Consider the following 20,672-nt stretch of genomic DNA (forward strand, 5'->3'; position numbering starts at 1 on the left):
GGGACTAAGATATTGTGGTTGTTGGTAAAAACCAAAGGAAGCCATGGCTTTAGCTATAACTTTGAGATAGTTGGGTCAGTACCTCAATAGCTTTTTTCGCATCTTTTTTGGCCACAAAGATATGGTCGTGATAATATCCCGCAATAACATTGCAACTAATATTGTTTTTTGCCAATTCGGAGGAGAATAAGGCCGTGAGGCCGACTCCGTCCAAAGAAGAATGAATCTTGAGTGTTATCCAGGAGGCTACATAGTCATAGTGGAGATTTAAAGTGTCTGCCCTTTTCCTATCGATAACAATCGTGGTACCTTCTTTTTCCTTAAACTCGCAGATGGTATCTTTTCGGTCAATTTCGCTTAAGGTTTTGACGGAAGCGAAGATGTATTCTCCCGGGTTCAATTCGGGTGTCATCCCCTGTATTAATTTCGATAGGTTTGTTTCTCCTGCCATTTTTATTATAAAGAATTTCGGACTTATTTATGTAAAAATAAGATTTATTGGATGTATCAAGGACAGAAAATAACGGGGAACACCGATTCTGCCAGCTAGTTATTACATTACTTTATTATTTCGGTTTTTGGAAAATATTTTTTTCTCAACCAAAATGAGACGCGAACGAGTAAAATGAGGGCAGGCACTTCAACCAAAGGCCCGATTACCCCCGCAAAGGCCTGTCCTGAATTTAAACCAAAAACAGCTATGGCTACGGCAATGGCCAGCTCAAAGTTGTTGCCTGCAGCGGTGAATGCCACGGAGGCTGTTTTGTCGTATTCTGTGCCCATTGCTTTTGTAACAAAAAAACCGATAATAAACATTAGGGCAAAGTATATAAGTAATGGAACGGCGATAATCAAAACATCCATTGGTATTTTAACAATCAATTCACCTTTAAGTGAAAACATGATTACAATGGTAAACAACAGGGCTATCAAGGTCATCGGTGAAATCGTCGGAATAAATTTTTCGGTATACCATTTTTCACCCTTTAAGCGAACTAAAATCAAGCGGCTTAGGATGCCCAACAGAAAGGGGATGCCCAAATATATGGCAACGCTTTCGGCAATGGTTCCGATTGAAATATCGACAATGGCACCTTCGAATCCGAAATAGGGAGGAAGTACGGTTATAAATATCCATGCGTAAAAACTATAGGCAAAAACCTGAAATATGCTGTTCAAGGCGACCAGACCTGCTCCATATTCGCTGCTTCCTTCGGCCAAATCGTTCCAGACCAAAACCATGGCTATGCACCTGGCCAAGCCTATCAGAATCAATCCGACCATATATTCAGGATAATCCCTTAAAAAAGTTATGGCCAAAAGGAACATCAAAACTGGGCCGATCACCCAATTGAGCAATAATGAAATTGAAAGGATTTTCGTGTTACGGAACACTTTGGGCAATAGTGCATAATTCACTTTGGCCAATGGCGGATACATCATTACAATCAAACCAATAGCGATGGGGATGTTTGTGGCACCGCTACTTGCCGAATCGATTAGGGTAGGAAAAGTCGGAAAGAAATATCCAATACCAACCCCCAAGGCCATCGCAATAAAGATCCATAAGGTGAGGTAGCTATCGAGAAAACTCAATTTTTTTGCAGCCATTTTTAAAGATTAATTTTTGAGAAAACATAGCAAAGTTCTGTTGCAATCTGCAAACTTCGCTCGTTGTATTTTTCGGACTGTTGTGGTGTGTTATCGAATACTTTTGGGTCTTCAAAAGTAATCGGAATACGTTTTTCGGCACCGACGATAAATGGACAGCCGCCATCTGCCTGTGAACAGGTCATGATAGCGGCAAAGCCTGACTTCGGATTAAATTCATCGTCCAGTTTTTTGGAAAAACCAATAACGGGGTGTTCGTTAGCTCCATATTTTATAGTGTATACCGGGTTTTTTCCTTCAGAAATGGTCTGGACCTGAAAACCCGTTTTGCGCAAGGTTTCGGCTACCATGGGGAATAATGCGGTTGATTCCGTTCCACCTGAATAACAAAACACATTTTGAATATTGAAATAAGCCGCCAACGTTTGCGCCCATACTTGTGATAAATGGCTTCTGCGCGAATTATGGGTGCAAATAAAATTGATTCGTATTTCTTGTTTGGTGTCTACTTTATCCTGAATGAAACCAATTAAAGGTTGCAAGGTTTCTTTTCGTTCTTCTGAAATTGTATCGACTTTCAACTTAGGTATCAAGTTGGCAATTTCATCGAACAATACTTTTTCTGCTATCATAGATTTCATTGGTCTCAATTCTTAAAGACTAGCAACAACCGCCACCGGGTGTGCAAGAATTTTCGGTTTGCAATTCAGAAAATTGAAGTTTGGTTTTTTCGGTCGGCACACCACATTTTTCCTTGGCCAAACAGTCGGTTTGCTTAGTGGTCAAAAGGAAATTTGTACCGTCAAAATCGAGTCCGAATTTACCGATAGTTTCCCCTTGGTATTCCACTTCGATTTCCAAATCGCCTATTTCCAATACCTTTTCTGAAAGCTCAATGATATTCAACAATTTTTCAGGGTGCAGTCTGTGGTCATAATCATTGGCATCCCACAGTTGAAAATTTGCGACCTCTTCATTACGCACGGTTCCCCCGCAATCGATAAAGTTTTTTGATATTTTACCGATTTCTGTAACATGAAAATGGTTGGGTACCAATTCTCCATTCGGTAGTTGAAATGCAATTTTCTCTAAATTCCCCAAAGCTGATTTAACTTGCGATAGTTTCATACTTATATTTGTTTATTGCGATTATACGATTAATGAATTTAATTTTTTTTAGCAGCACTGCTCTTTTGAAAGGTCTTGGTCTAAAAACTGAAACATAACCTCTTTCATTTTGGCCCAGTTCTTTGAATCAACACAATAGCAAACACTGGTGCCTTCAACGTTTCCTTTTATTAACCCCAAATGTTTTAATTCTTTAAGGTGTTGTGAAATTGTGGGTTGAGCTAAACCTATCTCGTCAACCAAATCACCACATACACACGTATTTATTTTAAATAAATGCTGTAAAATGGCAACCCTTGCCGGATGCCCGAACACTTTGGCATACAGTGCAATTTCGTTTTGCAGCTCGGAAAACATTTCCGTTTTGGTCAATCCCATCTTTTCTTTATTAGTTCATTGCAATATTACGATAAAGATTTGATTACACAAAATAATTTTATATATCAGTAGAAACCGCTGAAGTTTATTTGGGAATACGTACTTGTGTGCAATAGGCTGTTTCGGAAAATTAATCTTTTACCTCTAACCTTTGTTTACATGTTGGAAGTAAGATTATTTTTTAATCTTCTAGTTCAATGTTCCGACAACCATTTTTTTCGCCTTGCATCAGGAAGGTATTTGATTTCAAATTCTTCGAACAAGGCCTCAAACCCATCTCCATCGGGAGAGGCTGCGGTCAACCCTACCATGACGGGCGTATTATCAGGAAAATAGGCGAGTCGCATCATTGTGAAATTGCTATTATCTAAAGAATAGCTTATCTCTATGGCATCAATTCTTCTAATGACTTTGAGCCAAATCGATTTCGGATTATGTGCTAGTTCAATCACACTCCAATCGCTTTTATCGATAGTGACCACTGCACTCAATTTGATTTTTTGATCAACATATTCGACACCGGTTTTGATCCAAGTTTTTTCATCTTTTCGAATCATCAATCCCATTTGGTCGTAGCGGGTCTTATAATCTCCGGTTATTTTGACCTTCATTTCAAATTCTCCACCCACATTGCAATAGTAAAAGGGGCCATCATCGACGGTGAATCCGTAATGTGTCTCCCTCCAAAAATCGGTCTGTGGCGTCACGGACATTGATAGGGAGGAACCATCGATTTGTGTCCATATTTCAGGTTCATTGTACCATTGCATTTTTTTCATTCTCAATTATTTAATGTGTATACTATGCCTATCGGCAAAGGTTTAGGTGTTGGTAGCTTGTTAGTACTATTCTTTAATATGTAGTACTTTCTTTAAAGCGCTGTGCATTACAGCTGCATCTACATCAGTATCTGTCCAGAATTTAATACCTATAACCCCTTGGTTTACCAACATCCCCAGCCCATCAATTGTTTTACAACCTTTGTTCGCTGCGGTCTTCAATAAATGTGTTTGTGGTGGATTGGGAATGCAATCTGCCACTACCATATTAGGTTTGATGCTGTTAAAATCAATGTTCAATTGCTCATCGATATTGGGAAAGAGTCCGATGCTGGTGGCATTGATAATAATATCCGTGCTGGGGGCAACAGCATATTTTTCGTCCCACGGCTTATAAAAGGCCTTTGCAGATGTATTCTCATTTAATAACCTGACCACTTCATCGGCACGTTGCTTGCTACGGTTCACGATCGTTATTGACTCAGCTCCCGCCAATGCCAATTCTACGGCAATCGCTCGGGCCGCACCACCAGCACCGAACAAGGTAATGTGCTTGGCATCGGGATCGATTATCTCTTTAAGTGCCTGTAAGAAACCTTTACCGTCTGTATTTTCACCAATCCATCGATTACCTCGTTTTACTATGGTGTTTACTGCGCCTATTAGTTTTGCCGATTCACCGAGTTCATCCAAGTATTTAATAATGGCCACTTTATGCGGCAAAGAACAATTGAACCCAGACCAGCCCATAGCTTTCGCTCCATTTACGGCCGCATTTAGATTTTCAGGACTCACTTCACAAGTCACATAACGAAAATGCAATCCGTGATGTTGATAGGCAGCCTCTACCATGGCTACCGTAGGGTTTTCGGCGGCGGGTTGTGCAAAACATCCGGTCAATTGTGGTAAAAAATCAATTGGTGTATTCGAGTCGGTATTCATGTAGTTAATTGTTTTCTAAAGAATGATTCAATTACTTTTCTTAAATAGCAATTGAGCTTCTGTTGGCAACAGGGATAGTTTTTTAAAATGATCGAAGTTACTTATAGCCGCCCTTTGGTCTCAAATATAATAAAAGTTTGTCGGTGAATGCGCTGCATTCATTAAGGTTGAATATGGCTTGGGTGGAATTTTCCGGTGTTGTTCCTTTTTAAGATTGTTGTTATATAAAAGGCAATTTATTGAAACGTGCTATTCACTCATTTTTAGAAGAATACAAATTCTGATGTACTACTTTCTGTTTTTTGTGAATATCTATTTACGAGTTTATCTTCAATGGTTTTTTTAAAATTTATATTTGCCATCCTAAAAAAAAGATATGAGCGTAACGTGGTACGAGTGCAAAGTAAAATATAGAAAAACACACGAAACTGGTGAACAAAAAATAACAACGGAGGCTTATTTATTGGATGCCGTATCGTATACCGAGGCAGAAACTAGAATCAATCAAGAGATGGCTGCCTATACTAGCGAAGAGTTCTTGATTACAAATATTAAAGTGGCCAATTTATCCGAGGTTCATCCTTTTGAAAATTCTGATCGGTGGTTCAAGTCCAAAGTTGCATTAATTGCTTTTGATGAGGAAAGTGGGAAGGAAAGAAAAACCAATATCTACATGCTGATACAGGCTAATGATGTAAAGGAGGCTTTCGACAATACAAATGAAATGATGAAAGGAACTACGGGAGATTATACTATTCCTGCTATTACTGAATCTCCTATTATGGATGTGTTTCCTTACTTTACCGGGGAAGAAGAACAGTTGGAAAAATTTAATGCCGTAGAAAAACCGGAAACTTCTGAAGAAGAAGTCTTAGAAGAGCGAGAAACAGAATAGTTTCTAAATGACCTGAATGGATAATGCTATTTCAAATTTCGTGCAACAAATAAATTATATTGTTTGGGTGTTAATAGCATTATCCATTTCTTAAGTTGGCAAAATTAGGTTGGGCTAGTATCCGAAATCAGCCTTTAAAGCGTCGATTTTTTCTAAAGCCATTTCTTTTGTCAAGAAATCGATTTCTTCCATTCCAAATGCTTTTTCAAAAGTACGCAGGGCTTTTTTGGGTTCGCCTTTTTGTTCGTAGTATTCGGCCTCGAAATAAAAACCTAACATGGTATCAGGATACTCTTTTTTGCAAAGGTCTGATAATGGCTTCAGCGACTCGAAATCTTCCTTTTTTCGTGTTGCCGCATATATAGCCATAATGTCGTTGAGGTCTACTCTTTTTTCAAAGCCAAACAGGTCTTCGATACCTGTATATTTGTCTTCCAAATATTGAAAAACAGGTCCTTCGGAAGTTAAAATTTCGGATTTGTACTCTTTCGGACTGATTGGTTTGAACATCCCGAAAATGTTATCAAATGCTTTGCCTACACCATAGGTTGCTATGGCAATATGGTCAGCGGCGGGGTATTCGTCAAAATAATAATGCAACGATTCTTTTTCAATGTCCTTTATTGCCGCATGCATAGCCATAATTTTTGGAGTATCATTTGATTTTTCGCCTTCAACGATCAATTGATAAAAAATCTTTTGGTCGATGGCGCTTAAACGCGCTGGCACCCGCATTTCCATTTCTGGTGCAAGTGTTGGCGAAATGTTGATGTAGGCATTGAATAAAGAGTTTTCCTTGAAAAGCCAATAGTTTTGAAAATTGGCTGTAATGTCGTAACCAACAATCATTTTAAATGGCGCTGTGCTATAGTTCAAATCCAGATAAGGAATGATTTCAGTGCCCAAAAATTCAAAGAATTTTTTTCCTTTTTCAGTAGGTAGTCCGGTATCGGGCTCATAGGCGCAATCGTCTAATCGAATACTGTTCTTGCTTTGATGTATGCCGACAACAATCATTTGGGGCATGCCGTGAAAGGTGCTGTAAAATTTGGCGTTGGCTACTACCTGGTCGAAAAGATAATCTCCATCTAAAACAACGACTAAGGGATATTTTTTTTCTTTGTCGTAATCTTCGGGAAAATAGTAGCTTACATCCCTTCTTTCCTGTAGTTTAAAAGACTCAAAGATTTCTTTGGAGACCTGGGCCTTCACACCAAGACATATTAAGAGGGCAAAAACGACTATTGAACGTTGCATAAAAAGGTGATTTGGTACGAAAGTGACGTACAGTTATTTCTTTCTGTTCAATAACGGTAATACCAGAAAAGATATTGCACCAAAGAAAACGATCATCAAAGTTTGGGAAATCCACATGATCCAGCCGAAGGCATCGCCAGATATGGCGCTGATACCAAAAATTGCCAAGGCCTTGCTTACCGCAATTGGATATAATCCTACCCCACCGTTGGTCGTTGCCATGGCAAAGGCGCCTGCAACAAAGGCTACCAGTAATTGATCTAAAGAGAGTTCAGCGGTTTCCGGAAGCGTAAATTTTATGACCCAGAACATGGCTATGTAGCACGTCCAAATGAGCAAAGTATGAAAAATAAAAGCACCCTTCTTTTGCATTTTGAAAATGCTAAAAACACCATCTAAAAGTCCTTTTATGAAGCCTTTGATTTTAAGCGCAAGGGTGTGCGTAGATTTTTTTATAAAAATCATAAAAATAAATAGTCCGAGAATTCCGAGTCCCATTAATAGTAAAAGACTTTTAAAATCAAATCCTCTTTTTTCTAAAAATTCGACGATAATATCCGTTTGAAGAACTAGGGTAGTGCCGACTACCAGTAGTAGCATAATAACATCGATTACCCTTTCGGTTACAATGGTACCGAATCCTTTTTCAAAGGGTACGCCTTCATAGGTTGCCAAAGCAGTAGCACGTAGAATTTCACCTGTTCTAGGAATACCTAGATTGGCAAAATAAGCCATCAAAATGATAAAGATATTATTACTCAATTTCGGCCGATATCCTAAAGGCTGTAAAAGATAGTTCCAGCGAATGGCGCGTGAAACGTGGCCAAGTATTCCTATTAATACAGAAACTGTTACCCAAATAGGATCCGCTTCTTTGATGTAAAAGAGAATTTCTTTGCGATTTTCGGGAGAGGTCGAATTGAACCAGTACCAAACGAAAAAAACTCCCAAGGCAATTGGGAGTATTAATTTTAATGTTTTCTTTACCGAAGCGCCCAAATCAGTTTAAACGATTGGTTTCTTCGTTGGGGAATACCAAAGCCGGATTGAATTTTTTTGCTTCTTCAATATCCATTCTAGCATAGGTAATCAATATTAAAATATCGCCTACGGCGACCTTTCTGGCTGCGGCGCCATTCAAGGTAAGTTCACCGCTACCACGTGGCCCGGGAATAACGTAAGTTTCCAATCGTTCACCATTGTTATTGTTTACGATCTGTACCTTTTCACCTTGTATGATATTCGCGGCATCCATCAAATCTTCATCAATTGTGATGCTGCCAATATAGTTAAGGTCTGCTCCTGTGACCTTTATGCGGTGTATTTTCGATTTTACAACTTCTATTTGCATGGGACAAAGTTAGTTAATTTAGGGCTATATTATCAATGAGTCGTATACCGTCGGCATAAACGGCCACAAAGGCCCTATATTTTAAGTGTTGCTGTTTTTTTTGAATCGGAGTCAAGGTTTCGATGTCTGAAATTTCAAAATATTCCAACTCAAAATTAGGCTGATCGTGAAATTCCTGAACTACCCAATCCATTATATATTTAGCACTTTTCGTGCCAAATTTTTTCTTTGCGTTCTGTAGGGTCTTGTAGATAAAAGAAGCCTCCTTTCTTAGGCTATTGGATAGGCGCTCGTTTCTCGAACTCATAGCCAATCCATTGGCTTCCCTGACAATTGGGCAGCCTTTGATTGCTACCGGAAGGTGTTCTAATTCGACCAATTTTCTGATAATTTGCAATTGTTGAAAATCTTTTTCCCCAAAATAAGCGCAATCAGGTTGTACCAGTCGCAAGAGCATTTCAACTATTGTACCCACACCATTAAAGTGGTCGTCGCGGTAGGCGCCTTCCATTACCTTATCCAATCCATTAAAATCATAGGTTTTGGAGCCAACGTGTTCAGGGTAGATTTCAGCTACCGACGGCGTGAATATAATAAGATCGTTCGAGATGTTTTTTAGTAGTGTCAAATCGGCCTCCAAGGTTTTTGGATACTTTTCAAGATCTTCGTTGTTGTTGAACTGCGTCGGGTTAACAAAAATACTCACGACTACGTGGTCGTTCTCCGAAAGAGCCTTTTCGACCAAGGAGATGTGTCCCTCGTGCAGAGCGCCCATTGTGGGTACGAGCCCAACACTTTGACCTGTATTTAACGATTCAAGATGAAATCTTAGTTCTTTTTTTGCTTTGATTACCATCATTGGTTTAGTCTAAGAGCGAGCAAACTTACTATAATTACTGCTAATCTCTATAATTTTTGTAATTTTGCAGCCACGCACGGTCGATAAATAAAACAAAGCCCCATATGAATGGTAAAAAGATATTGTTTGTATCTTCAGAATTAGTCCCTTACTTGCCAGAGAACGAAGTTTCACTTATGTCTTATGAAACCCCCCGAATGGTCAACAGCAATGGTGGTCAAATTCGGATTTTTATGCCTAGGTACGGTAACATCAATGAACGTAGGCATCAGCTTCACGAGGTTATCCGTCTTTCAGGGATGAATTTGGTTATTAATGATATGGATATGCCCTTGATTATTAAGGTAGCATCCATTCCAAGAGAGCGTATTCAGGTTTATTTTATTGATAATGAAGAGTATTTTAAACGAAAAGCAACTTTTACCGATGTAGAAGGGAATCTTTTTCCTGACAATGACCAACGGGCTATTTTCTTTGCCAAAGGTGTCGTTGAAACGGTAAAAAAATTAAACTGGACGCCAGATATTATCCATGTTCATGGATGGATGGCCTCTTTGTTGCCGCTTTATCTAAAGAACTACTACGCTGATGAACCCCTATTTGGAGATAGTAAGATTGTACTGTCAGTATATGGGAAATCTTTCGAAGGGGAATTGGATAAAGGAATGAAAGATAAGATTCTTTTTGATGGATTACCCGAAGAAGCTATAAGTCCGCTTGCTGAGCCCACCTATAATAATTTGTTAAAAGTAGCTGTAAATTTTTCGGATGCTGTTATTTTAGCCTCGGAAGAAATTCCCGAAGATTTGCAAACGCATATTGCCAACCTCCAAAAACCGGTGTTGCCATATGTTTCTCTCCAAGAGTTTGAGGAAGCCTATGCAAACTTTTATAACACAGAAGTTTTAAAATAATCTAGATGACTTTTTTGAGTAGATTTAAATTTCCTGCATTGGCAGGTTTCTTTCTGGTTGTGGTAATGTTAGGTTCCTGTGAAGAAGACCTAACCACTATAGGGGCCCAAGTAGTGGGTGATTCTCCCTTTACGACCAATAAGCAGGTTTTTGACGTATTTGCATACAATAAGAAGATTGAAGCTGTTCGCACCAACAAACTACCAGTTTATCAGTTGGGTGTTTTTGATGATCCCATTTATGGAAAGACGGAGGCAAGAATCACTACACAATTAACACTTTCATCAGGAAATCCAACATTTGGCGGACTTACCCAAGAAGGAGAGGATAGTGCGGCCGCCGATAGCGACGATACTACCGTTCCTGATAATGAACAGGTAAAAGAAGTTTATTTGTATATACCTTATTTAACGCAGGCCGAAGCATTGCGCGATAGTGATGGCGATGGAGTTGATGATGCTTTTGATGTTGATAGCGAGGATCCTGCTAGTGACAGTGATGGTGATGGCATTACTGATAATCAGGAGAGAGCGAATGGCACAGACCCGCTTAGCTCGGTCAACGATACGATACAGAACAATTTCGCCAAGCGTATCAACATCGATAGTATTTATTTGAATGGAAAGAGCCTGCCTAAAAATTTAGATGGAACTTCTCATACTTTCTCATTGAAAGTAGAGCGTTCAACTTATTATTTACGTAATCTAGACCCCAACACCAATTTTCAACAAGCTCAGGAGTACTTTTCGAACAAGGAGTTTGCGCCTACTTTTGTTGATGATGTGCTAGCTACCGAAGATGTGGTCATTAGTGATATAGAAATGTTATTGACCCCAGAAGATAATGAGGCGACAGAGGATGTTGACGAATCACTAACGAAAACACATTTGGCACCCGGAATACGAATTCCGTTAAGTAACAGTTTTTTTCAGCAGAACATCTTGGACAAAGAAGGAAGTTCTGAATTGTTGAGCCAAGCAAATTTTAGTGAGTTCTTAAGGGGTATCCATCTATCTGTTGCACCGATTAACGATGATATCATGCTCCTGCTAGATTTGACTCTTGCTAATATTACCATTAGGTACGAATATGATAGTTATAATGCGACTGACGGGGAAGTCGAAAAGAAAGAGCGGGATTTTGTACTTGGGCTATTGCGCAATCAGAGTGGTATTATCTCGGGCAACGCGGTAAATACCTTTATAAACGACGCTTATCCACCAGAGATTCTTAATAGTATGGATGCATCTGAGAACGCTTCTAGGCTTTACCTTAAGGGTGGTGCAGGTTCTTTTTCTCAAATAAGGTTATTTCATGAAAATAAAGATAATGCAGCGGGCATAATAAATCAAATTAAGGTAAACAACTGGATTGTCAATGAGGCAAACCTTGTTTTTTACGTTGACAATACCTCACCTTTGGCAGAAGAACCACTGAGGTTGTATATGTACAAGACCGGTACAAATGAGCCACTTATCGATTATGCCACAGAAACATCATCTTCGGAAACCTTACAAGGTCTCTATTTGAATTATGGTGGAGTTTTGGATGACTCGGGAACGGGAGCTAAAAAATATACCGTTCGAATAACCGATTATATCAACGATTTAGTATTGAGAGATTCGACCAATGTCGATTTAGGGCTGACAATTACTCCTGATATTTCAAGAACTGTTGCATCCAATGCCATTTTGGCAAATGATAATGAAGAATATATACCCGCAGCTTCTACTATTACTCCTTTGGGAACTATTCTTTATGGAAGTACCGGTAGCACACCTTCCGATAATAGATTAAAACTTGAAATATCCTATACGAAGGTTGACTAAGTGCCTATTATCCAAATAATTAAATGCTGATTATGAGATTTTTTTGAAAATCTTATAATTTTTAGCCCCCTCAAAGTGCGACTTACGGAAAATTTACGTTATATGTCCGTAAACCAGATGATTTTCTCCCTACATCATGTAAATTTGCGCGATATTAAGAATTTAACCGAACTAGAAATAAAATACTATGTGTGGAATTGTAGGTTATATTGGACATAGGCAAGCTTACCCTATCGTTATTAAAGGATTGCAACGATTGGAGTATCGCGGCTATGACAGTGCCGGAATAGCACTTTACGACGGTAATAACATAAATCTTTCAAAGACGAAGGGCAAGGTCGAAGATTTGAAAAAGAGGTCTGAAGCCACTATTTCTCTCAACGGGAACTTGGGATTAGGCCACACGCGTTGGGCTACCCATGGTGTTCCCAACGATGTTAATTCGCATCCACATTACTCCAATTCTGGAGAATTGGTCATTATACATAATGGAATCATTGAAAATTACGAATCCATTAAAAAAGAGTTGACCAATAGAGGATATGTTTTTCATTCTGATACCGACACCGAGGTGTTGGTGAACCTTATCGAAGAGGTTAAGAAAACCGAAGACGTAAAATTGGGCAAGGCAGTTCAGATCGCATTGAACCAGGTTGTAGGGGCATATGCCATTGCTGTTTTTGACAAGCAGAAGCCTGATGAAATCGTTGTGGCCAAATTGGGTAGCCCGTTGGCTATCGGTGTTGGTGATAAGGAATTTTTTATTGCTTCAGATGCTTCTCCGTTTATCGAATTTACAAACAATGCGGTCTATCTGGAAGATGAAGAAATGGCCATTATTCGGTTGGGCAAAGAAATCAAATTGAGAAAAATCAAGGATGATGCCATTGCTTATCCTAATATTTTGGAACTTCAATTAAATCTTGAGGAAATTGAAAAAGGTGGCTATGACCATTTTATGCTCAAGGAAATCTACGAACAGCCAAGGGCGATTTTAGACACGTATCGGGGGCGTTTGCTTGCAGATCAGGGTTTAATCCGTATGGCAGGTATAGATGAACACTTAGAAAAATTTTTGAATGCCAATAGAATAATTATTGTGGCTTGCGGAACATCTTGGCATGCCGGTCTGGTGGCCGAATATATTTTTGAAGATTTGGCCCGAATTCCTGTGGAGGTCGAGTATGCATCCGAATTCCGATATAGAAACCCTGTAATTACAGATAAAGATGTATTGATTGCGATTTCGCAGTCGGGAGAAACAGCGGATACCTTGGCCGCTATCAAAATGGCCAAGGAAAAAGGTGCTTTCGTATTTGGTGTTTGTAATGTTGTGGGTTCTTCTATTGCCCGTGAGACTCATGCAGGGGCATATACTCACGCGGGTCCAGAAATTGGAGTAGCCTCAACCAAGGCATTTACTACCCAGATTACGGTTCTCACGTTGATGGCCTTAAAATTAGCTAAGGAAAAAGGTGTTTTTTCACAATCAAAGTTCCATGAGTTTTTGACCGAATTAGAGACTATTCCGGCTAAAGTGGAAAAAGCATTGGAGTCGAACGCACTGATTGAGGTTATTGCAAACGTATATAAAGATTCAACGAACTGTTTGTATTTGGGCAGGGGGTATAATTTTCCTGTAGCGCTTGAAGGTGCTTTAAAGCTAAAAGAGATTAGTTATATTCATGCTGAGGGTTATCCGGCCGCTGAAATGAAACACGGCCCAATTGCTTTGATCGATGAACAAATGCCTGTGTTTGTAATTGCTACCAAAAAAGGGCATTACGAAAAAGTCGTGAGTAATATTCAGGAGATAAAATCCAGAAAAGGAAAAATCATTGCCATTGTTACCGAAGGAGATACCCAAGTAAGGGAATTAGCAGATCATGTAGTAGAAGTTCCGGAAACACTTGAAAGTCTTACGCCGCTTTTGACTACAATACCTTTACAATTGTTGTCATACCATATAGCGGTTATGCGGGGATGTAATGTTGATCAACCTCGTAATCTAGCAAAATCGGTTACCGTGGAATAGGAAACCGAATTTAACTTCTTACAAAGCCCATGAATTAGTTCATGGGCTTTTTTTGTGGATTTAAGATTTTCAAACCTCTGTTTTTAGGAAAAATATACTATGCGTGCATAATTTTTTTCATTTTCGTATTCTTGGACTGAAAAATTCCGTAAATTGCTAAGGTAAAACTATATAACTCAAATACTATGCGAACAGTACTACTCGTCCCCCTGCTGTTGCTGGGGGCAATTGCATTTTCACAGACTAATGTCAAGGGAAGTGTGGCCGATGAGAATGGAGAGCCAGTGCCTGGCGCCAATATTATAATTGTTGGTAAGGCCATTGGAACTACTTCTGATTTTGACGGAAATTTCCTTCTTCAAACAGAAGAGGAGCCTCCTTTTCAGTTGCGCATTACAACTCTTGGCTATTCCGATGCCATAGCTGAGGTGACAACCAACAATCAAACTTTGGCAATTGTTCTTACTGAGGCACAAACCTTTTTAGATGAAGTTGTTCTCTCGGCATCACGTACCCCGGAGCGTATTTTTGAATCGCCCGTAACCGTAGAGCGTTTGGGGCTGAAAGAAATAAAAAATACGGCTTCCGTAGATTTTTATGATGGTTTAGAAAACTTAAAAGGCGTAGATGTCAACACGAACAGTTTGACCTTTAAGTCAATTAATACCAGGGGTTTTGCGACATTTGCAAACAATCGGTTCATGCAATTGGTCGATGGTATGGACAATTCTACTCCAGCCTTGAATTTCCCCATTGGAAACTTAGTGGGCATGATTGAAACCGATGTATTGAGTGTAGAACTATTACCAGGGGCTTCGTCTGCATTATATGGCGCGAACGCATTTAACGGAATCTTGTTTATGCGCAGTAAAAACCCTTTTGATCATCAGGGAATAAGCGTATCCATTAAGCGGGGAATAACATCTCAAGAAGCGGCAGGCGATAATTCATACACAGATGTAGGCGTCAGGGCCGCCTATAAATTTAGCGATAAGTTTGCCGGTAAAGTGAACTTCGGTTACCTCAGGGGTACCGATTGGCAAGCAACAAGTGAGGTGGATAAGTTTGTTGAGGGTAGAACCAGGACAAACCCTTCGTACAATGGTATAAATATTTACGGAGATGAGGTGGCTCAAAACATCAGGTCAGCTTCGGGGTTGGGCGTTATTCCAGATGTCGTAGTATCAAGAACAGGGTATAACGAAAGAGACTTGACCAACTATAAAGCCGAAAGTGTGAAAGCGGATTGGGGATTGTACTATCGCCCAATTGTAGATAATAGCTTAGAATTATCGTATGTCGGTAAGGTAGGAACGGGAACGACCATATACCAAGGCCTGAACCGATACAATCTTGACGGTTTTTTCCAAGAACAGCATAAATTGGAAATAAAAAATGACAACTTCTTTGTAAGGGGTTACGTGGTTGCCGATAAAGCAGGAGATTCCTATGATATGGTCTTTACAGGAATCAATATCCTTAATAGTTGGAAACCTCACAGACAATGGTTTGCAGACTATATTTCTACCTATGCCGGTATCGAATTAAGTGGCAACCCACAAGGGTTAACTACACAGCAAAAGCACGACGCTGCAAGAGCAGTTGCGGAACAAGGAAGATTCGAACCGGGAACGCCTGAATATCAAGCTGCATTCGACAGAAGTATAAATGACCCTAATCTATTGACTGGTTCTAAATTTCAAGATGCTTCGAAGTATTATCATGCCGACGCTAATTATAACTTCAGCCACTTAATCGATTTTGCCGACATTCAAATAGGTGGTTCCTACCGACAATATAGTTTGAATTCCGGTGGAACTATTTATACCGACTTTGATGGGGCTATCGATTATTCTGAATTTGGTATTTATACCCAGATACAAAAGGGCTTTGATTTCAGCGAGGTGATGAGTCTGAAAATAACAGGGTCTGCACGATATGATAAATCCGAATTTTTTGATGGCTACATCTCACCGAGAATATCTGCAGGGCTTACGATTAATAGAGACCATAATGTTCGTGCATCGGTACAGACCGGCTTTAGAAACCCGACCACTCAAGATTTGTTTATTGGGCTAGATTCCGGTGCAGGCGTTTTGGTAGGTTCAGCACCAGAAAATTTGGATAGATACTCGAAACCGTATGATGTGAGCAGTGCCGGGCAATTAGCAGGCCAACCGACCACAATAACCCAAACGGGGGCTGCTGCCTATAATAATTCGTATACCGAAAGTTCTTTAGAAGAATTTGCTGCCACCGGGAACCCCGCTGTTTTGGCCAGCGCAGATGCGATAGCAAATCCCAATTTGATAAAACCGGAGCAAGTAACATCTGCCGAAATAGGTTACCGAGGTAAGTTTGGAAACCTCATAGTAGATTTTAGTACTTACTATAATAAGTACAAAGATTTTATCTCTCAAGAATCTGTTGCAGCACCTTTATATGGCACAGTAGGGGATAATGGATTGTCGATAGCTGCCATAGTAAATGGTGATTATATCGGTTATGGTACCTATACAAATGCCAAAGCTGATGTTAACTCTTATGGCGCATCTTTAGGGTTATCGCTCAAAGTATTTGGCGATTTTGATTTAAGTGGAAGTTATACTTTCTCGAAACTAGATTTTGAGCAAGAAAAATATCCCGATTTCACAACAAATTTTAACACCCCGGAGCATAAATTCAAGGCCAGTTTTGGAAACGCCGATCTTTTCGAGAACTTTGGTTTTAATGTCGCTTATCGATTTAGTGATGACTACTATTGGGAGTCGACCTTTGGAGATGGCTTGGTGCCTGAGTTCCATACGGTGGATGCTCAGATAAACTATAGGGTGCCAAGTATAAAATCTACGTTTAAAGCTGGCGGCACCAACCTTTTGGGAGATGAATATTTCACGGCTTTCGGAACAGGCTTTATAGGATCCATGTACTATGTGGGGTGGACAATCAATAATTAAAAAAATAGCAACATGAAAATCATGAATATAAAACATATAGCCTTTCTCGCGGTGTTGATAGGCTTTAATGCATGTAATGAACCTGAAGACGTCTTGCCCGAAGATGAGATGGAAGTATTTGTTGAGAAACCTGAACTGACTGCGGGTTCGGCAAATTTTTCGACTTATGTTTCCGTCGGAAATTCTTTGACCGCTGGTTATACCGATAATGCATTGTTTAAAGCCGGTCAGGAAAATTCAATGCCGAATATATTAGCTACGAAGTTTGCCCTTGTAGGGGGTGGTAGCTTCTCCCAGCCTTTGACCAATGATAATATTGGAGGCTTGCTTGCTGGCGGCGCACAAATACCGGGATTTAACCCCAGATTGGTCTTTGATGGAGATGGGCCTGCGCCCTTGGCCGATGTTATTGGGCCGGTCACGCCGACAACCGATATCGTTTTAAATAATCCTACCGGACCATTTAACAATATGGGCGTTCCCGGGGCTAAGAGCTTTCATTTGATTGCGCCGGGATATGGCAATATCGCAAATTTGCCAGCAAAGCTTGCAAATCCATACTTTATTAGAATGACAGGGGCTACACCTGATGCGAGCGTATTGGAGTTGGCCATGGACCAATCACCGACTTTCTTCACCTTGTGGGCCGGCAACAATGATGTTTTGGGATATGCAACTTCAGGAGGTGATGGTTCGAATCTAATCACGGAGCAAACCACATTTGACTTTGCAATCAACACTTTAGTATCTACTTTGACCACTGGAGGGGCACAAGGGGTTATGGCCAACATACCGTATGTAAATACAATACCACATTTTACTACAGTTCCCTATAATCCTTTAGATCCGACAAACCCTGATTTTGGCCCCCAGATACCTACTTTGAATACCATATTTGGTACGTTGAATCAAATTTATACGGCGCTGGGACAGCCAGAACGAAATGTTGTCTTTTCTGAGACTGAGGCTAGTGCCGTAGTTATTAGAGATGAAAATCTTACCGATATATCCGAACAAATAATAAATGCCCTGAATGCAAACCCTGGATTTCCAATTTTTGTTCAACAGTTCGGTCTTCCTGCAGAGGCGGCTCCGCTTGTGGCTAATTTGTTGGGAACGACCTACGGGCAAACAAGACAGGCCAATGCGGATGACTTGTTCGTGTTGCCAAGTCTTTCAATAATTGGAACTGTCAACGAGGCGGCTGTAGCAGCTTTGGTCGGTCAAAATTTGCCTTTGGAGCTAGCAGGTCAATTCTCGGTGGAGGGTGTTAGCTATCCATTGGAAGATAAATGGGTTTTACTTCCTGAAGAGCAAGATGAAATCAAATTGGCGACCGACACTTTTAATGCGACGATTGCCTCAGCGGCAACTGGGGCCGGTCTTGCTTTTGTCGACGCGAATGCCTTGATGCAGACATTGGCAAGCGGAGGGGTCACCTATGGAGATTACACACTAACCGCTAGCTTGGTAAGAGGCGGGGCATTTTCGCTTGATGGCGTTCACCTTACGGGAAAAGGATATGCAGTTATGGCGAACGAGTTTATGAAGGCTATCGATGTAACCTATGGGTCAAATTTTGAGGCCTCGGGGTCGTTGGTTAATTTAGAGGATTTTCCTACTAATTACTCCCCGCTACTGCAATAGCACTTGTGGGTCTTAAACCATAACAATATACCGAAAATGACGTTTTTTTTGGCGGCGCTAAAAAAAGAAAAAAGTAGTTTCTTATTTAAGATTGAAAACCTATCTTTGCAGCCTGAAAAACAAAGGCTTCCAAGCCTGGTTTTTTTATCTAGGTTAATCTTAAAAAGATAAATACGCAATAGAATGGCTAAAGTTACAGGCAAAGTATCCCAGATTATTGGGCCAGTGGTCGATGTAGAATTTGAATCGGGAGCGGACCTTCCCAGGATTTATGACTCTTTGGAAATTACCAACAAGGATGGTTCTAAATTGGTATTGGAAGTGCAGTCGCACACCGGTCAAAATACAGTTAGAACAATTTCTATGGATTCGACCGATGGTTTGAGCCGCGGAGTTGAAGTGCTTTCTACTGGTAGCGCCATACAGATGCCGATTGGTGAAGATGTTTACGGACGTTTGTTCAACGTAATCGGTGATGCTATTGACGGACTTGGAGATTTGCCTAAGGCAGGAAAAGATGGTCTTCCTATTCACCGTGAGGCCCCGAAGTTTGAAGATCTTTCTACTTCTACCGAAGTGCTATTTACAGGTATTAAAGTTATTGATTTGATTGAACCATATTCAAAAGGTGGTAAAATTGGATTGTTCGGAGGTGCAGGTGTAGGTAAAACAGTATTGATCCAAGAGTTGATTAACAACATTGCGAAAGGTCATGGTGGACTTTCAGTTTTTGCCGGTGTAGGTGAACGAACTAGGGAAGGAAACGATTTATTGCGTGAAATGCTTGAATCAGGCATAATAAAATATGGTGACGATTTCCTTCATTCTATGGAGGATGGCGGATGGGACCTTTCCAAGGTTGATAAAAAAGCCATGAAACAATCTAAGGCGACTTTTGTTTTCGGACAAATGAATGAGCCACCTGGAGCACGTGCTCGAGTAGCACTTTCTGGGTTGACTATTGCAGAATATTTCCGTGATGGGGCCGGTGACGGTCAAGGGAAAGATGTATTGTTCTTTGTTGACAATATTTTCCGATTTACACAAGCGGGTTCTGAGGTATCGGCACTTTTGGGTCGTATGCCATCTGCGGTAGGGTACCAACCTACTTTGGCAACTGAAATGGGCGCTATGCAAGAACGTATTACCTCAACAAAAAGAGGTTCCATTACATCGGTTCAGGCGGTTTACGTACCTGCAGATGATTTAACGGATCCAGCACCAGCGACCACCTTTGCGCATTTGGATGCTCAAACGGTACTTTCAAGAAAAATTGCTGAACTAGGTATTTATCCAGCGGTTGATCCTTTGGATTCTACCTCTAGAATTTTGACTGCAGACATTTTAGGTAACGAACATTATAATTGTGCACAACGTGTAAAAGAGTTGTTGCAGCGTTATAAAGAGCTTCAAGATATTATTGCCATCTTGGGTATGGAAGAATTATCTGAGGAAGATAAATTGGCAGTAGGTAGAGCGAGACGTGTACAACGTTTCTTGTCTCAACCTTTTCATGTAGCAGAACAGTTTACAGGTATCCCTGGAGTGTTGGTAGATATTAAAGATTGTATCAAAGGGTTTAATATGATCATGGAAGGGGAATTAGATCACCTTCCAGAATCTGCTTTTAACCTAAAAGGAACTATTGAGGAAGCTATTGAGGCAGGTGAAAAAATGCTTGCGGAGGCTTAATTAGTCGATAGTTGACTGATGATTGTTTTGGTTAACCTAAAACATTCATTAACAATTATCAACCAACAATTATAGAATATGTATTTAGAAATTGTATCGCCAGAAGCGACCTTATTTTCCGGAGAAGTTATCTCGGTCACTGTACCAGGGGTTGACGGGGAATTTCAGATGTTGGAAAATCACGCACCAATAGTGTCTTTATTGCAGAAAGGTAATGTCAAAGTTGAGGGTAATATTACCATCAATAAGGCTTATGAAAACAAATTCTCAAAAGATGCGAACGGAAAAACGGTTCTGCCAATTTCTAGCGGAACGCTTGAAATGAAAGATAATAAAGCAATTGTGCTGGCAGATTAGTCGGTGAGAATATATAGTACAGATTAAAAGGCCATACAAAT

General features: G+C 40.2%; 19 protein-coding genes. 8 read left to right on the forward strand and 11 right to left on the reverse strand.

The window, feature by feature from the left end; all coding sequences use genetic code 11:
- Nucleotides 1-49 precede the first annotated feature (49 nt).
- The 7 genes from BLS33_RS06585 to aroE all read right to left on the reverse strand — a co-directional run bounded on the left by BLS33_RS06585 (nt 50) and on the right by aroE (nt 4,838).
- On the reverse strand, nt 50-451 hold the full coding sequence (locus tag BLS33_RS06585; protein ID WP_089886685.1) for an ACT domain-containing protein: 402 nt from the start codon (nt 449-451) through the stop codon (nt 50-52).
- Nucleotides 452-558: 107 nt separating this feature from the next.
- Nucleotides 559-1,611, reverse strand: a complete 1,053-nt coding sequence (arsB, locus tag BLS33_RS06590; RefSeq protein ID WP_089886686.1) for an ACR3 family arsenite efflux transporter — start codon at nt 1,609-1,611, stop codon at nt 559-561.
- Nucleotides 1,612-1,613: 2 nt separating this feature from the next.
- Entirely contained in the window at nt 1,614-2,243 is a 630-nt protein-coding gene (locus tag BLS33_RS06595; RefSeq protein WP_089887116.1) for an arsenate-mycothiol transferase ArsC, read from the reverse strand.
- Between the two features lie 28 nt (nt 2,244-2,271).
- A complete protein-coding gene (locus BLS33_RS06600) occupies nt 2,272-2,739 on the reverse strand; it encodes a DUF6428 family protein (RefSeq protein ID WP_089886687.1) in 468 nt (155 codons plus the stop codon).
- 48 nt (nt 2,740-2,787) lie between these two features.
- Entirely contained in the window at nt 2,788-3,117 is a 330-nt protein-coding gene (locus BLS33_RS06605) for an ArsR/SmtB family transcription factor (protein WP_089886688.1), read from the reverse strand.
- Nucleotides 3,118-3,311: 194 nt separating this feature from the next.
- Nucleotides 3,312-3,896: a DUF1349 domain-containing protein gene (locus BLS33_RS06610; protein ID WP_089886689.1), complete on the reverse strand. Its 585-nt coding sequence runs from the start codon at nt 3,894-3,896 to the stop codon at nt 3,312-3,314.
- A gap of 66 nt (nt 3,897-3,962) precedes the next feature.
- Nucleotides 3,963-4,838, reverse strand: a complete 876-nt coding sequence (aroE, locus tag BLS33_RS06615; protein WP_089886690.1) for a shikimate dehydrogenase — start codon at nt 4,836-4,838, stop codon at nt 3,963-3,965.
- Nucleotides 4,839-5,214: 376 nt separating this feature from the next.
- Between aroE and BLS33_RS06620 the strand changes: the two genes are divergently transcribed.
- Nucleotides 5,215-5,733 carry a DUF4494 domain-containing protein gene (locus BLS33_RS06620; protein ID WP_089886691.1) on the forward strand — a complete coding sequence of 173 codons (519 nt, stop codon included), beginning with the start codon at nt 5,215-5,217 and terminating at the stop codon, nt 5,731-5,733.
- 114 nt (nt 5,734-5,847) lie between these two features.
- Here the strand turns inward: BLS33_RS06620 and BLS33_RS06625 are convergent, their stop codons facing one another.
- From BLS33_RS06625 to panC, 4 genes are read right to left on the reverse strand one after another with little or no spacing between them, the layout of a single operon-like run.
- Nucleotides 5,848-6,990 (reverse strand): alpha/beta hydrolase, encoded by a 1,143-nt coding sequence (locus BLS33_RS06625; RefSeq protein WP_089886692.1) that lies wholly within the window; start codon nt 6,988-6,990, stop codon nt 5,848-5,850.
- A gap of 33 nt (nt 6,991-7,023) precedes the next feature.
- Nucleotides 7,024-7,989, reverse strand: coding sequence for a lysylphosphatidylglycerol synthase transmembrane domain-containing protein (locus BLS33_RS06630; RefSeq protein ID WP_089886693.1), 966 nt, complete (start codon nt 7,987-7,989; stop codon nt 7,024-7,026).
- Nucleotide 7,990: 1 nt separating this feature from the next.
- Nucleotides 7,991-8,341, reverse strand: coding sequence for an aspartate 1-decarboxylase (gene panD / locus BLS33_RS06635; RefSeq protein WP_089886694.1), 351 nt, complete (start codon nt 8,339-8,341; stop codon nt 7,991-7,993).
- Nucleotides 8,342-8,354: 13 nt separating this feature from the next.
- Complete coding sequence (panC, locus tag BLS33_RS06640) at nt 8,355-9,200, reverse strand: pantoate--beta-alanine ligase (protein ID WP_089886695.1); 846 nt, start codon at nt 9,198-9,200, stop codon at nt 8,355-8,357.
- A gap of 104 nt (nt 9,201-9,304) precedes the next feature.
- On the opposite strand from panC, the gene BLS33_RS06645 reads away from it, so the two are divergent.
- The 7 genes from BLS33_RS06645 to BLS33_RS06675 all read left to right on the forward strand — a co-directional run bounded on the left by BLS33_RS06645 (nt 9,305) and on the right by BLS33_RS06675 (nt 20,631).
- On the forward strand, nt 9,305-10,114 hold the full coding sequence (locus BLS33_RS06645) for a glycogen/starch synthase (RefSeq protein ID WP_089886696.1): 810 nt from the start codon (nt 9,305-9,307) through the stop codon (nt 10,112-10,114).
- Between the two features lie 5 nt (nt 10,115-10,119).
- Nucleotides 10,120-11,943 carry a DUF4270 family protein gene (locus tag BLS33_RS06650; RefSeq protein ID WP_089886697.1) on the forward strand — a complete coding sequence of 608 codons (1,824 nt, stop codon included), beginning with the start codon at nt 10,120-10,122 and terminating at the stop codon, nt 11,941-11,943.
- A 187-nt stretch (nt 11,944-12,130) separates the two neighbouring features.
- Nucleotides 12,131-13,978 carry a glutamine--fructose-6-phosphate transaminase (isomerizing) gene (glmS, locus tag BLS33_RS06655; RefSeq protein ID WP_089886698.1) on the forward strand — a complete coding sequence of 616 codons (1,848 nt, stop codon included), beginning with the start codon at nt 12,131-12,133 and terminating at the stop codon, nt 13,976-13,978.
- A 185-nt stretch (nt 13,979-14,163) separates the two neighbouring features.
- Nucleotides 14,164-16,935: a TonB-dependent receptor gene (locus BLS33_RS06660; RefSeq protein ID WP_089886699.1), complete on the forward strand. Its 2,772-nt coding sequence runs from the start codon at nt 14,164-14,166 to the stop codon at nt 16,933-16,935.
- Nucleotides 16,936-16,947: 12 nt separating this feature from the next.
- Complete coding sequence (locus BLS33_RS06665; RefSeq protein WP_245731307.1) at nt 16,948-18,582, forward strand: SGNH/GDSL hydrolase family protein; 1,635 nt, start codon at nt 16,948-16,950, stop codon at nt 18,580-18,582.
- A gap of 183 nt (nt 18,583-18,765) precedes the next feature.
- Nucleotides 18,766-20,274 (forward strand): F0F1 ATP synthase subunit beta, encoded by a 1,509-nt coding sequence (gene atpD, locus BLS33_RS06670; RefSeq protein ID WP_089886700.1) that lies wholly within the window; start codon nt 18,766-18,768, stop codon nt 20,272-20,274.
- A 78-nt stretch (nt 20,275-20,352) separates the two neighbouring features.
- The gene (locus tag BLS33_RS06675) at nt 20,353-20,631 is read left to right on the forward strand and encodes a F0F1 ATP synthase subunit delta/epsilon (protein WP_089886701.1); all 279 of its coding nucleotides are present in this window, start codon (nt 20,353-20,355) and stop codon (nt 20,629-20,631) included.
- The last annotated feature ends 41 nt before the right edge of the window (nt 20,632-20,672 follow it).

Source organism: Kriegella aquimaris (assembly GCF_900103215.1).
GTDB lineage: Bacteria > Bacteroidota > Bacteroidia > Flavobacteriales > Flavobacteriaceae > Kriegella > Kriegella aquimaris.

Coding starts and splice junctions, on each gene's coding strand:
- BLS33_RS06585 (WP_089886685.1), bottom strand. CDS start 451: ATGGCAGGAGAAACAAACCTATCGAAATTAATACAGGGGATGACACCC.
- arsB (WP_089886686.1), bottom strand. CDS start 1,611: ATGGCTGCAAAAAAATTGAGTTTTCTCGATAGCTACCTCACCTTATGG.
- BLS33_RS06595 (WP_089887116.1), bottom strand. CDS start 2,243: ATGATAGCAGAAAAAGTATTGTTCGATGAAATTGCCAACTTGATACCT.
- BLS33_RS06600 (WP_089886687.1), bottom strand. CDS start 2,739: ATGAAACTATCGCAAGTTAAATCAGCTTTGGGGAATTTAGAGAAAATT.
- BLS33_RS06605 (WP_089886688.1), bottom strand. CDS start 3,117: ATGGGATTGACCAAAACGGAAATGTTTTCCGAGCTGCAAAACGAAATT.
- BLS33_RS06610 (WP_089886689.1), bottom strand. CDS start 3,896: ATGAAAAAAATGCAATGGTACAATGAACCTGAAATATGGACACAAATC.
- aroE (WP_089886690.1), bottom strand. CDS start 4,838: ATGAATACCGACTCGAATACACCAATTGATTTTTTACCACAATTGACC.
- BLS33_RS06620 (WP_089886691.1), top strand. CDS start 5,215: ATGAGCGTAACGTGGTACGAGTGCAAAGTAAAATATAGAAAAACACAC.
- BLS33_RS06625 (WP_089886692.1), bottom strand. CDS start 6,990: ATGCAACGTTCAATAGTCGTTTTTGCCCTCTTAATATGTCTTGGTGTG.
- panD (WP_089886694.1), bottom strand. CDS start 8,341: ATGCAAATAGAAGTTGTAAAATCGAAAATACACCGCATAAAGGTCACA.
- panC (WP_089886695.1), bottom strand. CDS start 9,200: ATGATGGTAATCAAAGCAAAAAAAGAACTAAGATTTCATCTTGAATCG.
- BLS33_RS06645 (WP_089886696.1), top strand. CDS start 9,305: ATGAATGGTAAAAAGATATTGTTTGTATCTTCAGAATTAGTCCCTTAC.
- BLS33_RS06650 (WP_089886697.1), top strand. CDS start 10,120: ATGACTTTTTTGAGTAGATTTAAATTTCCTGCATTGGCAGGTTTCTTT.
- glmS (WP_089886698.1), top strand. CDS start 12,131: ATGTGTGGAATTGTAGGTTATATTGGACATAGGCAAGCTTACCCTATC.
- BLS33_RS06660 (WP_089886699.1), top strand. CDS start 14,164: ATGCGAACAGTACTACTCGTCCCCCTGCTGTTGCTGGGGGCAATTGCA.
- BLS33_RS06665 (WP_245731307.1), top strand. CDS start 16,948: ATGAAAATCATGAATATAAAACATATAGCCTTTCTCGCGGTGTTGATA.
- atpD (WP_089886700.1), top strand. CDS start 18,766: ATGGCTAAAGTTACAGGCAAAGTATCCCAGATTATTGGGCCAGTGGTC.
- BLS33_RS06675 (WP_089886701.1), top strand. CDS start 20,353: ATGTATTTAGAAATTGTATCGCCAGAAGCGACCTTATTTTCCGGAGAA.